Origin of the sequence: Sphingopyxis sp. (assembly GCF_035998965.1) — a bacterium.
In the GTDB taxonomy this organism is placed as follows: domain Bacteria; phylum Pseudomonadota; class Alphaproteobacteria; order Sphingomonadales; family Sphingomonadaceae; genus Sphingopyxis.
The window spans coordinates 1-13,213 of sequence record NZ_DASYHE010000090.1 but is presented as its reverse complement, the minus strand read 5'-3'; the positions used below and the strand labels follow the sequence as shown (position 1 = coordinate 13,213).

The 13,213-nt window shown below is 62.7% G+C and carries 13 protein-coding genes; 8 read left to right on the top strand and 5 right to left on the bottom strand.

Going from position 1 to position 13,213, the window contains the following annotated elements; genetic code table 11:
* Nucleotides 1-228: 228 nt before the first annotated feature.
* The 7 genes from eno (at nt 229) to VGN68_RS15880 (ending at nt 6,634) form a co-directional block, all read left to right on the top strand.
* Nucleotides 229-1,503, top strand: coding sequence for a phosphopyruvate hydratase (eno, locus tag VGN68_RS15910; RefSeq protein ID WP_327477879.1), 1,275 nt, complete (start codon nt 229-231; stop codon nt 1,501-1,503).
* 161 nt (nt 1,504-1,664) lie between these two features.
* On the top strand, nt 1,665-1,991 hold the full coding sequence (locus VGN68_RS15905) for an FtsB family cell division protein (protein ID WP_293697443.1): 327 nt from the start codon (nt 1,665-1,667) through the stop codon (nt 1,989-1,991).
* A 257-nt stretch (nt 1,992-2,248) separates the two neighbouring features.
* Nucleotides 2,249-3,319 carry a pyruvate dehydrogenase (acetyl-transferring) E1 component subunit alpha gene (pdhA, locus tag VGN68_RS15900; RefSeq protein ID WP_327477876.1) on the top strand — a complete coding sequence of 357 codons (1,071 nt, stop codon included), beginning with the start codon at nt 2,249-2,251 and terminating at the stop codon, nt 3,317-3,319.
* Between the two features lies 1 nt (nt 3,320).
* Nucleotides 3,321-4,712: a pyruvate dehydrogenase complex E1 component subunit beta gene (locus VGN68_RS15895; protein ID WP_327477874.1), complete on the top strand. Its 1,392-nt coding sequence runs from the start codon at nt 3,321-3,323 to the stop codon at nt 4,710-4,712.
* Nucleotides 4,713-4,835: 123 nt separating this feature from the next.
* On the top strand, nt 4,836-5,477 hold the full coding sequence (locus VGN68_RS15890) for a hypothetical protein (RefSeq protein ID WP_327477872.1): 642 nt from the start codon (nt 4,836-4,838) through the stop codon (nt 5,475-5,477).
* A gap of 84 nt (nt 5,478-5,561) precedes the next feature.
* Nucleotides 5,562-6,287, top strand: a complete 726-nt coding sequence (gene epsC / locus VGN68_RS15885; RefSeq protein WP_327477870.1) for a serine O-acetyltransferase EpsC — start codon at nt 5,562-5,564, stop codon at nt 6,285-6,287.
* Entirely contained in the window at nt 6,287-6,634 is a 348-nt protein-coding gene (locus tag VGN68_RS15880; protein WP_327477868.1) for a DUF2794 domain-containing protein, read from the top strand. Before epsC ends, VGN68_RS15880 begins: the two co-directional genes overlap by 1 nt.
* A gap of 98 nt (nt 6,635-6,732) precedes the next feature.
* Here VGN68_RS15880 and VGN68_RS15875 read toward each other — a convergent pair whose 3' ends face one another.
* Nucleotides 6,733-7,794 (bottom strand): hypothetical protein, encoded by a 1,062-nt coding sequence (locus VGN68_RS15875; protein ID WP_327477866.1) that lies wholly within the window; start codon nt 7,792-7,794, stop codon nt 6,733-6,735.
* 297 nt (nt 7,795-8,091) lie between these two features.
* The gene (locus VGN68_RS15870) at nt 8,092-8,994 is read right to left on the bottom strand and encodes an SDR family oxidoreductase (protein ID WP_327477863.1); all 903 of its coding nucleotides are present in this window, start codon (nt 8,992-8,994) and stop codon (nt 8,092-8,094) included.
* Between the two features lie 198 nt (nt 8,995-9,192).
* Here VGN68_RS15870 and VGN68_RS15865 point away from each other — a divergent pair, with 198 nt between their 5' ends.
* Nucleotides 9,193-10,548, top strand: coding sequence for an OprO/OprP family phosphate-selective porin (locus tag VGN68_RS15865; RefSeq protein ID WP_327477861.1), 1,356 nt, complete (start codon nt 9,193-9,195; stop codon nt 10,546-10,548).
* 22 nt (nt 10,549-10,570) lie between these two features.
* Here the strand turns inward: VGN68_RS15865 and VGN68_RS15860 are convergent, their stop codons facing one another.
* The 3 genes from VGN68_RS15860 to phoB form a co-directional block, all read right to left on the bottom strand.
* On the bottom strand, nt 10,571-11,179 hold the full coding sequence (locus VGN68_RS15860; RefSeq protein WP_327477859.1) for a hypothetical protein: 609 nt from the start codon (nt 11,177-11,179) through the stop codon (nt 10,571-10,573).
* Nucleotides 11,180-11,464: 285 nt separating this feature from the next.
* Nucleotides 11,465-12,442 carry a hypothetical protein gene (locus VGN68_RS15855; protein WP_327477857.1) on the bottom strand — a complete coding sequence of 326 codons (978 nt, stop codon included), beginning with the start codon at nt 12,440-12,442 and terminating at the stop codon, nt 11,465-11,467.
* 146 nt (nt 12,443-12,588) lie between these two features.
* On the bottom strand, nt 12,589-13,213 hold a 625-nt coding region (gene phoB, locus VGN68_RS15850; RefSeq protein WP_327477855.1), incomplete at its 5' end, for a phosphate regulon transcriptional regulator PhoB.

Genomic DNA, 13,213 nt, shown 5'->3' with positions numbered 1-13,213 from the left:
CGTCGCGGGAGTAGCGGGCTTGGCCATGGCGTTGTCCTCTTCTTCTTTTGTCGGGCGCCGCATTGGCGAACATCCCTTTGGTCCTGCCTGAATATATAGCAAGAGCCGCCCATTGGTTCCATAGGCCAGCAAAATTCCTATCCATTATTGCGATTCCCGCGCCGCGCCGATAACAGGCGGGCGCCATTCCCAACCGGCCTATCGCTGGCCGCCAGCAGGACATATCCCATGACCGCCATCATCGACATCCACGGCCGCGAAATCCTCGACAGCCGCGGCAACCCCACCGTCGAAGTCGATGTGCTGCTCGAAGACGGCAGCTTCGGCCGCGCCGCGGTCCCCTCGGGCGCCTCGACTGGCGCACACGAAGCGGTCGAACTGCGCGATGGCGACAAGAGCCGTTATCTGGGCAAGGGCGTGATTAATGCGGTTGCGGCGGTCAACGGCGACATCGCCGACGCGCTGATCGGCCTCGATGCCGAAGACCAGCGCGAACTCGACATGACGATGATCGACCTCGACGGCACCGCGAACAAGAGCCGCCTCGGCGCCAATGCGATACTCGGCGTCAGCCTCGCCGCCGCGAAGGCCGCTGCCGATGCGCGCGGTCTGCCGCTTTATCGCTATGTCGGCGGCGTGTCGGCGCGCACGCTGCCGGTGCCGATGATGAACATCATCAACGGCGGCGAACATGCCGACAATCCGATCGATGTGCAGGAATTCATGATCATGCCCGTCGGCGCCGGCAGCATCGCCGAAGCGGTGCGCTGGGGCAGCGAGATTTTCCACACGCTGAAGAAGGGTCTGTCGGCCAAGGGTCTGGCGACGGCGGTCGGCGACGAGGGCGGCTTCGCTCCGAACCTTGCTTCGACCCGCGCCGCGCTCGACTTCATCGCCGCCTCGGTCGATCAGGCGGGCTTCAAGCTCGGCACCGACGTCGTGCTCGCGCTCGATTGCGCCGCGACCGAATTTTTCAAGAACGGCAAGTACGAGATCAGCGGCGAGGGCTTGTCGCTCAGCCCCGAACAAATGGCCGAATATCTCGCCGCGCTTGTCAACGACTATCCGATCAAGTCGATCGAAGACGGCATGAGCGAAGATGATTTTGTGGGCTGGAAGGCGCTCACCGATCTCATCGGCGACAAGTGCCAGCTCGTCGGCGATGACCTGTTCGTCACCAACCCGCTGCGCTTGGAGCAGGGGATCAAGGACGGCCTCGCCAACTCGCTGCTCGTCAAGGTCAACCAGATCGGGACGCTGTCCGAAACGCTCGACGCGGTCGATATGGCGCATCGCGCGCGCTACACCGCGGTGATGTCGCACCGCTCGGGCGAGACCGAGGATTCGACGATCGCCGACCTGGCGGTCGCGACCAACTGCGGCCAGATCAAGACCGGCAGCCTCGCGCGCTCGGACCGGCTGGCAAAGTACAACCAGCTGATCCGTATCGAGGAAGAGCTGGGCGACATGGCGCGTTATCCGGGGGCGGCGATTTTCGGTTGAACCGACAGGAGAGGCTTCCTTCCCTTTCGTCATCCCGGCGAAGGCCGGGATCTCACCGTTCCGTTTTTACACGAGGTTGAGATCCCGGCCTTCGCCGGGATGACGATAATATGTGGCCTGATGCCTTGACGCCATGAATCAACTCTGATTCAAGGGCTGGAATGACGCAGCGCCACAAACTCCGCAAATCGATGAACCGGGCTGTTGGCCCCGCGGTCGCGGTGATCGCGGTGCTGGCGATGATCGGTTACATCATTTTTGGGCCGACCGGGCTGTATGCCTGGGGCGATTACAGCCAGTCGGTCGAAAAGAAGCGCGTCGTGCTGTCCGAACTGGCGAAGAAGGAAAGCGAGCTGGAGAACCGGGTCAATCTGCTCGACCGGCGGCGCGTCGATCCCGACTTGGCCGAGGAATATGTGCGCGAGAAGCTGGGCGCCTATCACCCTGACGAGGTGATCATTCCGCTGGAGCCTGCGGCGAAACGCTGACCTAGGTAAATACCTCTCCTTCAGGGGAGGGCAGCGAGACTTGCCAGCTTGCTGGCTTAGTCGCAGCGGGTGGGATCTAGCGGCCTTGCACGACGCCGACAGACCCCACCCCAACCCCTCCCCTGAAGGGGAGGCGCTTAGATATGCTGCATACGTAAGTTTGCATTGCTGCCGCCTCCAAGCGGGCGTTGCCAAACCCGGCCCACGGCTCCTATAGGAAGCCTTGCCGTAACGGCTAAATGCAAAGGAAACCTCCCTTGGCCAAAGCACCCGCGCGCAAACCTGCCGCGCCGAAAAAGACTGCGTCCACCCCCGCCGCCGCGACCAACCGCGAGCAGCCGCGCGATCCCGTCTCCTACGACGCGACGCCCGAAGAGCTGGAGAAATTTTACCGCGAAATGCTGCTGATCCGGCGTTTCGAGGAAAAGGCGGGGCAGTTGTACGGACTGGGGCTGATTGGTGGTTTTTGCCATCTCTATATCGGCCAGGAAGCCGTCGCAGTGGGTTTGCAGTCGGCGCTCGACGGCGACAAGGACAGCGTGATCACTGGATACCGGGACCACGGTCATATGCTCGCCTATGGTATCGACCCCAAGGTCATCATGGCCGAACTGACTGGCCGCGCTGCGGGCATTTCGCGCGGCAAGGGCGGTTCGATGCACATGTTCAGCGTCGAGCATAAATTCTACGGCGGGCACGGCATCGTCGGGGCGCAGGTGTCGCTCGGTACCGGGCTGGCGTTTGCGCACAAATATCGCAACGACGGCGGGGTCGCGATGTCCTATTTCGGCGACGGCGCGTCGAACCAGGGGCAGGTCTATGAAAGCTTCAACATGGCCGAGCTGTGGAAGCTGCCGATCATCTTTGTGATCGAGAACAACCAATATGCGATGGGCACGTCGGTCAACCGCTCGTCGGCCGAGGATCAGCTTTATCGCCGCGGCGAAAGCTTCCGCATCCCCGGGATGCAGGTTGACGGCATGGACGTGCTCGCGGTGCGCGGTGCCGCCGAGGCTGCGCTCGAATGGGTGCGCGCGGGCAAGGGGCCGGTGCTGATGGAGCTCAAAACCTATCGCTATCGCGGCCATTCGATGTCCGACCCGGCCAAATATCGCAGCCGCGAGGAAGTACAGGCGGTGCGCGACAAGTCCGACGCGCTCGAACATCTGAAAAAGGTGATGGAGGAAGCGGGGATCACCGAGGACAAGTTCAAGGCCATCGACAAGGAAATCCGCGCGATCGTTGCCGATTCCGCCGACTTTGCCGAAAGCGCCCCCGAACCCGAACTGCATGAACTTTATACCGACGTGCTGGTGGAGCAATATTGAGATGGCCATCGAATTGAAGATGCCGGCGCTGTCGCCGACGATGGAAGAAGGCACGCTCGCCAAATGGCTCGTCAAGGAAGGCGATGCGGTCAAGTCGGGCGACATCCTCGCCGAGATCGAGACCGACAAGGCGACGATGGAATTTGAAGCGATCGACGAAGGCACGATCGGCCAGATCCTGGTCGCCGAGGGCACCGACAATGTGAAGGTCGGCACCGTGATCGCGACGATTACGGGGGAAGGCGAAGAAGCTTCTGCCCCGGCTCAAGCCCCTGCGCCCGCTGCCGAAGCGCCGAAGGCGGATAAGCCCAAAGAGGACGCGCCCAAGAAGGCCGAGAGCGGCACCGAGCAACTCGTCGTCAAGGCGAAAGCCGCGGTCGCCGACCCCGCGATCCCCGAAGGCACCGCAATGGTCCGCCTGACCGTCCGCGAAGCATTGCGCGACGCGATGGCCGAGGAAATGCGCGCCGACGACCGCGTGTTCGTGATGGGCGAAGAGGTCGCCGAATATCAGGGTGCCTATAAGGTCACGCAGGGGCTGCTCGACGAATTCGGTGCGCGCCGCGTCATCGACACGCCGATCACCGAATATGGCTTTGCCGGGCTCGGCGCCGGTGCCGCGATGGGCGGGCTGAAGCCCGTCATCGAATTCATGACCTTCAACTTCGCGATGCAGGCGATCGACCACATCATCAACTCGGCGGCCAAGACCAACTATATGTCGGGCGGCCAGATGCGCTGCCCGATCGTGTTCCGCGGTCCCAATGGCGCCGCGTCGCGCGTCGGCGCGCAGCACAGCCAGAATTTCGCGCCCTGGTACGCCAGCGTCCCTGGCCTGATCGTGATTGCGCCCTATGACGCCGCCGACGCCAAGGGGTTGCTGAAAGCGGCGATCCGCACCGAAGACCCCGTCGTCTTCCTCGAAAACGAGCTGCTCTATGGCCGCAGCTTCGACGTTCCCGATCTGCCCGACCATGTCCTGCCGATTGGGCAGGCGCGGATCATGCGACCGGGCAGCGATGTCACGATCGTCAGCTATTCGATCGGTGTCGGGCTCGCCCTCGAAGCCGCCGACCAGCTGGCAGGCGAGGGGATCGACGCCGAGGTCATCGACTTGCGCACCTTGCGCCCACTGGATACGGCGACGGTGCTGGCGAGCCTCAAGAAGACCAACCATCTTGTCGTCGTCGAGGAAGGCTGGCCGACGTGCTCGATCGCCAGCGAACTGGCGATGGTCGCGATGGAACAGGGCTTTGACGATCTCGACGCGCCGGTGATGCGCGTGTGCAACGAAGATGTGCCGCTGCCCTATGCCGCCAATCTGGAGAAGGCGGCGCTGATCGACGTTCCGCGGGTTGTGGCGGCGGTGAAGGCAGTTCGCAATCGCGGCTGAACTATTCTGCCTCGTCATTGCGAGGAGCGAAGCGACGCGGCAATCCAGGGGCAGTTTAAGGCCGCTCTTGATTGCTTCGCTTCGCTCGCAATGACGATGATGGGCTGCTAGCGCTTCCTGCGCATGACAACCGAAGAAACCACTGAAAACACCGGGTACCCCGACCTCCGCGATCCGCGCGTGATGGTCGCCGTCCCGCGCGAACGGCGCGCCGCAATCGCGACGCTATGGGCGTTCGCCGAACGGCTGACCCGGCTCCTGATCGACGCGCGTGAACCGCTGATCGGCCAGATCAAGCTCGCCTGGTGGCGCGACATGGCGGCGATGCTCGCGCGCGATCCCGATGGCTTGCCCAAGGGCGAGCCGTTGCTCGCGGAGCTCACCGTGACATGGACCGGGCAGGGCGGGCTCGATACGCTCGTCGATGCGGCCGAGGCGATGCTGCTCGCCGAGGATGTCGCCGACCGTCACACCGCCGCCACAGAATTCGGCGCACGTCTTTTTGCGCTGTCGGGCGGCGATGCCGACGGGGGTCGGCGGTGGGGGCTGCTGTGGGGCGCCAGCGTTCAGACGGGAGCCCAGGAAGCGCGCGAGTTGCTCGCCGCCGCGCGCGATTGTGCGCCGCAGCCGCGCAGCATTTTTGCAGCAAACCGCGCGCTGCTGATGCTCGATCGCTGGGCCGCAGCCATCGCCCAAAACGACGGCGAACGGCGCTGGCGCAGCGAGGGATTGCTGCTGCTGCGGATCGGCCTGATCGGCCGTTGACCACAAAAAATGTCGCGGGGGTGGAAAAGCGCCGCCCGAACATCTATCTTGCCCGGTACAAAATAGGGTCGCAGGGGACAGTGTATGTTCAACGGGCTGATCGCCTATCTCGATTCGATCAAGGCGCGCGACCCCGCGCCGCGGTCGCGTTGGGAAATTCTCCTCTACCCCGGGCTCGTCGCGGTGGGCATGCACCGCATCGCCCACTGGTTGTTCGAGGCGCGGCTGTTCTTTCTCGCGCGCTTCGTCAATCACCTGTCGCGCTGGATGACCGCGATCGACATTCATCCGGGCGCCAAGATCGGCCGCCACCTGTTCATCGATCATGGCTTTACCGTTATCGGCGAGACCGCCGAGATCGGCGACAATGTCACCATCTATCAATGCGTCACCTTGGGCGGCACCGATCCCGCCAATGGCGTTGCGGGCAAACGTCACCCGACCTTGGCCGACGACGTCATCGTCGGTTCGGGCGCGCAGATCCTCGGCCCGATCACCGTCAACCCGCGTGCGCGTATCGGAGCCAACGCGGTGGTGACCAAGGATGTGCCCGAGGGCGCGGTGATGGTCGGCATCCCGGCGCGCTCGACCCTCGTCGACGCCGCCGAATATGCGCGCGAATTTGTGCCTTATGGGACATGCAACGAGACGTTCGATCCCGCGACGCAAAAGGTTGAGCTCCTCCAGTGCCAGCTTGAGCAGATGCAGAAACAGCTCGCCCAACTGATTGCCGAACGCGACGCCGCGAGTGACGATGTCGTGAGTGAAGACGAAGCGCCTCGGCGCAAGGGGAGCCGGAAAAGCGCCTGATGGGGACGGTGACACCTCTGCCGTTCGCGACCAAGACGGTGTCGCAGCAGACCGGTTTCGAACGCCCCGAATTGATGCGCATCCTTGACCTTTATGGCCGGATGGTTGCGGCGGGGCATTGGCGCGATTATGCGATGGATTTCCACCGCGACGCTGCGATCTTCTCGGCCTTTCGCCGCGCCGCCGAGCGCCCCGAATATCGCATCGAAAAACGCCCCGCCTTGCGGAGCCGCCAGGGCATGTGGGCCTTGGTCTCCGAAGCCGGGGCAGTATTGAAACGCGGGGACGAGCTCGCGAACGTGCTCGCCCCCGTCGAACGCAAGCTTATGAAGCTGGTTGGAGACTGACGGCGTTTCTACGTCGTCATCCCGGCGAAGGCCGGGATCTCAACCTCACGTCATAACGCACAGGCGAGATCCCGGCCTCCGCCGGGATGACGATAGTGTTAGGCTTGCGCGACCCGCGTCGTCGCGGGCAGCTGGTTCGCGAGATTGTCGGGCAGCAAACCAACCACCACCGCGCGGGCATTCTGCCAGAAGGCCGAGAGCAGCAGCAACGCCGAACCGATCACGAAGGCGGTCAGCGCCACATTGAGCTCGACCGCGCCGAATTCGCGGAACAACTGGGTCAGCGCGAACAGCACATAGGCGAGGGCGGACACCAGCAACGCGCGGCGGTCGATCGCCAGCGCGATCAGCCCGAACAGCACATAGATGGCGACCACCATCACCGCGGCGCCGCTGCCGATATCATTGCCCTCGGTGACGCCGAGCAGGTGGAAGATCGGATGCGCGATCATCGGCGCGGCGAGCAGGTGGAGCCAGAAGGCGACATCGCTGCGCCGCGTCTGGCGCACCCGGTCGCTGCGGTCCCACCACATCGCGAGCGCGAACACGCCAATCCCGGCGGTGAGCACCAGCGACATGACGAGCGCGTCAGGCTCGTCGGGCATCCCGGTGATCGACAGCACCAGCGCCACGGCCGTCGCGGCGAGCGCTGCGGTACCGGCTGCGACCGTAATCGGCACCATGAACCGCTTCCAATGCGCCCACGTCGCCGCAGCGGTCACCAGTGCGATGGCACCGAACAGGATCGCACCGAGGGTATGGCCAAGATGCTGGCCGAACATCGCCTCGCCATGTTCGAACAGGAAGCCGACCATGGTCGCGAACACGCCGCCCGAAAAGGCCAGCACCAGCACGATACTGGGCAGCGCCATGCGGCGCTTGCGGGTGAAATACTCGGCCAGGAACCACGCCGACCCGGCAACGAACGCGCCGCCGAGCGCGGGGTGGATCGAAGCGCCGATCCAACCGACCGCCATCAACAGAATGACCGCAGCGATGCTGACGAAAATATCGTTGAAACCGGTGATCAGGCGGAAGGATTCTTCATCCGCCGCGGGGGCCGAGCGAACCGACGCGATATGCGACCGGAATGCCATGGCGGCCTCCGGCGTCAAAACCTTCGCATCGACCGCAGCTTGCAGGTCGCTTTCACTATACATCGGGGTCGTCCTTGTTAGACCGATCCCCTTGCCCCGCCGCTGTCATGCCATAGGCGTGTTGCTGTGTCAATACAGTGTGGCGCTTTGGCAAATCCTCCCTGTCGCGCAGCGATGGGGAGGGGGAGTGCAGGGTTGGACTGCCCCCGGCAGTCCAAGTCCAGTCCGGGGGACTGGACGACCCAGCACTCTTGCGAAGCAAGTGGTGGAGGGGCCGCGACGGTAGTGACAGAGCCCCTCCGTCAGCGCTTCGCGCTGCCACCTCCCCATCGCTACGCGACTGGGAGGATCAACGGAATCTCACCCCAGCGCCATCAACGCCTTCATCACATTCATCGACTGCTCGCTGCCCGACTGCGGCACGATGTCGCCCGTCCGGTCGATGATTTTCTCCCACGCCGCGGCGACGCCCTCGGGGGTGCGCTCGCCTTCGGGCAACGCAACCCCCGGGGTCATCGTGACATAGGCGGCGTGATACGCACCCGCGCCCGCGCCGATGATCATGTTCGTCGGCGCATCTTCGCTGACCAGATAGAGCGCGGCAGGCACGACGTTTTCGGGCGTGAATTTCTCGAACAATTCGGCGGGGAAAATATCTTCGGTCATCCGTGTGCCCGCCACCGGCGCGATCGTGTTGCAACGGATGTTGTACTTGGCGCCCTCAAGGTGGAGCGTCTTGGTCAGCCCCGCGAGGCCGAGCTTGGCCGCGCCATAATTGGCCTGGCCGAAGTTGCCGTACAGCCCCGTCGACGATGCGGTCATCAGGATGCGGCCATAGGCCTGCTCGCGCATCAGGTCCCAGCACGCCTTGGTGACGTTCGCGCTGCCGCTGACATGCACCTTCAGCACCAGGTCGAAATCGGCGGGCTCCATTTTGGCAAAGCTTTTGTCGCGCAGGATGCCGGCGTTGTTGATCAGAACATGGACGCCGCCCCATTCTTCCTTGGCTTTGGCGACCATTTCGACCATCTGCTCATATTCGGTGACGCTGCCGCCGTTCGGCATTGCGGTGCCGCCCGCGGCGCGAATTTCCTCGACCACCTGCAACGCCGCGTCCGAATGGCCGGTGCCGTCGCGCGATCCGCCCAGATCGTTGACCACGACTTTCGCCCCGCGCCGCGCGAGTTCGAGTGCATAAGCGCGGCCCAGGCCGCCGCCGGCGCCGGTAACGATAGCAACGCGCCCGTCAAATTTGATCGTCATGATGGTCTCCCGGATGGGGCGCCCCAAGAAAGGTTGCCCGAAAAAACTGAGACGTCCTTAGCCGTTCACGCTTGGCAGACAAGAGGGACAAAAAATGACGACTGAAACATAAATGTCATTCAAATGACGTGCATCTGTCACGCAACCGTCATAGCAGCGCCACCAGTTTGTCACCTTGTCCATCGGAGCAAATCCCCCATGCGTCACGCCCTGACTGCCACTTTGCTGGCGACGTCGATGTTCTGCCTGCCCGACGCAGCGCGGGCGCAGGCCATGACGGCGGCGGAAGCGGCGCAGCTGCGCGCCGAGCTGGCGGCGCTGAAGGCACAGGTGCAGACGCTCGAAGCGCGGCTCGACGCCGCGACCGTGCAGCCGACGCCCGCTCCGGCGCCGATGCCCGCGCCGCGGTCGGTCACCGCGAAGCCCGCGACCGAGATCGGCTGGAAAGGTGCCCCCGAAATCAAGACTGCCGACGGCTGGAGCTTCAAGCCGCGCGGACGCGTGCAGGTCGATCTGGCCGGGGTGGATACGCCCACGGGTGTAACCGGAATCCGCGGCGGCACCGCGACCGAGTTCCGCCGCGTCTATCTGGGCGTCGATGGTAAAATCCCCGGCGGCTTTTCCTATCGCGTCGAGGCGGACCTCGCGAATGGAGAGGTCGAGCTGACCGATATCTATATGAGCTATGGCACCGGCCCGTTCACCGTCACCGCGGGACAGGTCAAACCATTCTGGGGGCTCGACGACATGACGAGCGACCTGTTCACCAGCTTCACGGAGCGCGCTGCGTTCGTCCAGGCGTTCGGCTTCGAGCGCCGCGTCGGGCTGTCGGCGCAGTATAAGGGCAAGGCGCTGCTGCTGCAGGGCGGGGTGTTCGGCGACAATGCTGCTGACCTGACCGACAGCAACCATAGCCTGAGCATCGATGGGCGCGCCGTGTTCATGCCCAAGCTGGGCGATACCCAGCTCCACCTCGGCGCGTCGGGCCATTGGCGCGACCCGAACGACCCCGCCACCATCATCCGCTACCGCGCGCGACCGTTCGTTCACACCACCGACGTGCGGCTGGTCGATACCGGGCTGATCGACGTCGCCAGCGAACGCGGCATCGGTCTCGAAGGCGCGGTACTCGCGGGGCCGTTCCACGCGGCGGGCGAGGCCTATTGGCATCAGGTCAAGCGCAGCGGCGCCGCCGACCCGACCTTCTTCGGCGGCTATGCCGAGGTCGGTATGGTGCTGACGCCCGGCGACGCGCGCGGCTACAAGGACGGCGCGTTCGATCGGCTCAAACCGTCGAAGCCGATCACCGCAGGCGGCATCGGCGCGATCGAAGTCAACGCGCGCTACGACCATCTCGACCTCAACGACGGTGCGATCATCGGCGGGCGGCAACAAGCGGCGCTGATCGGGCTGGTGTGGGCGCCGATCGACTATATCCGGATCACTGCCAATTACGGCAAGCTGTGGATCGACGATGCCCGCGTCGCGACGGGGACGGGGGATCGGGATTATACGGTCGACACGTTTGGGCTTCGGACGCAGATCGATTTTTGATTGAACGGCGGTTTTGGGGTGGTTAGCTGCCATTCAATTGCGCATGCATTTTTACGAAAGTCTCCGCGACTTTTGATCGCGGAAAAGATTTCAGAACATCGTTGAGCATTTGCCTAGCGGCTTTCGCAGCGGGAGTGTCGCAGCTGGCGGGACGCGGCAGGAAAAAAGTGCCAAACATCTCATTTGATGATCCAAAACCGACCGCGATTTCGGGAGTTTCATGATCCCATCGCGGCAAGCAGCCCGATGGTCGAACTTCCGACCCGATATTCTCCAACGCATCAGGGCGAACGCGCCAAAGCTGCTTTCGCGCTTTCATCGCCACATAGGGAGATACGACGAAAACCTCGTCTCCGATCACTTTATCTTCGGGTCGAAATGTGTGCGTGACAACGAGTGAGTTGTTCGAAGCCAATTCATACGAAAGAAAATGCTCGCCAAATCCTTCCCCACCAAAGCCCTGATTGATCTCGATTTTCTCCCGCGACAGCATTTCTTCTGAAGGAAGTGAAGTGCCATCCACCAAGCGATCCTCCACCTTCACTGCCTGATTGGCGCAGGCAGTTGCCAACAGCCCCAGAGCAACCACCGATCCCGTTGCGCGCAGAAAAATTTTGAAGGCACATCGCATCAGGACATCTTGCCGATTGTCAGCGACGTCTGCAATTGGTCGTGAGCGGACACGCGTTATCCCGGACCTAATCCAAGATCCACGACGACAGCGCAGCTATGGATGCCCGATCAAGTCCGGGATGACGATGAGGAGAGATCCTACCCATCGTACGCCATAGCAAGAGGGAAAGCGTTAATGGGGTTTGAGGGGCGGGATCGACCCAACCTGCCTCTCGCTAAATTCCTTATCTCCGCGGGGTGGAGCTGCACCAGGCTGAAGTCCAATCTCCAGTGGCGGGAGCGATCATTGCTGGCTGGAAGATTGAAGAGGCTTGGCGACTTTGATGCCCATATGCGTCGCCAGATCTAATTGAAGGGCTTTGGCAATGGCATATTGATCCAAAAGCTTTGCGTTTTGGGTGTTCGAACCGGTCGAAGAAAACGAAAGATCGGCGCGCATCGTTTTGCGCCACATGTTGCTGCCCTGCCAAGCCGTCAGTGTGACGCACATGCTCTTCTGGTTGACGGCAAACGTCTGTTCGATGAACAAGTTTTTTCCGTCATCCGCGAGGGGACGGTCGACGGTTACGATATGAACTTTCTGTTCTTGGGCCGCCGCATGAGCAAAATGATGTGCCGCGTCTGGATATGGGTTGGAAACAGCGCGAACAAACGAAGGTGACACAAATGTTCGCGCCTTCACATAATTTACCTCGTGGAGCTGAAATTTGCCAAGCTGCGCGTCTGGCATGGTTCTGCAATCTGCATTCTCAGCGATCAAAATACCGCTAGGTCGAGGCATTTGACTTACAGGGGGAAGCAGCGCTTTTCGGCTTTTCGCTCCACAACCAACGGGAATCGGCGATTCTGGCTCGTCCAAAAGCGCCTGTTGTCGCTCATACTCGATTGACGTCCCCCACGCAGGCTTTCGGGGTGAACAGGCGAAGCTGTAAACGACTATGGCGCAACTGGGTTCGCCGGGCGCGATCGGCTCGAACCAGCGAACGTCGCGATGCGCTAGGCGCTCAGAATCGCAGAAGTTTGCCATTTGGCGGCTTTCCAGCCGCGCGGTCTCCCATGCCTTGGAAGCGACCTGTTCGGACGTGAAATATCCTACCGAAAATATGTAGCCGTCGGCGTTGCTGCTCCATTTGCGATCGACCGCCAAGTCATCTGGAACGGCGGGCGACGGGTCCGCGGAAACTTCGACGGACGAGGGGGCTACGAATCCACTCAGGATGGCCGAGAGCATGATGGAAGCTGTGAAGCGCACGACCACCATATTGATCGATTAATATAAACATTAGCTTACTGAACAGCCGGCTGACGGCCTGCCAAAACGGGTAGCCAACGGCCGCAATTGGTGGCCTTAGGGGCATCGCCCGTATTTGGGCTTGGGCCTATTCTGCGTAAGCGAAGGACCAAGCCTTAACTGCTCTTGCCCGAATCCAGCGCGTAGCCTGCCGATCGCACGGTGCGGATGATGTCGCTCGTCCCCGGCAGGTTGATCGCCTTGCGTAGCCGCCGGATATGCACATCGACCGTGCGCAGTTCGATGTCGCTGTCCTGGCCCCACACGCTGTCGAGCAACTGGCCGCGCGAGAATACCCGGCCTGGATGCTCCATGAAATGGCGCAGCAGGCGGAATTCGGTCGGCCCCATCGCGACCGTCTGGCCGCCCCGGATCACCTTGTGCGCGACCGAGTCCAGCTCGATATCGGCATAGGTCAGCAGCTCGCCCGCCAGCGCAGGGCGCAGGCGGCGGAGCACTGCTGATACGCGCGCGACCAGTTCGCGCGGGCTGAACGGTTTGGTGACATAATCGTCGGCGCCGGTTTCCAGCCCGCGGATGCGGTCCTCTTCCTCGCCGCGCGCGGTCAGCATGATGATCGGCACATTTGCCGATTTGGGATTGCGGCGCAGGCGGCGGCACACTTCGATGCCGGGCAGGCTTTCGATCATCCAGTCGAGCAGGACGATGTCGGGGACGCGCTCCTCGACCAGCACCAGCGCCTGTTCGCCGTCGGGCGTTTGCCGGACCGAAAAACCCTCG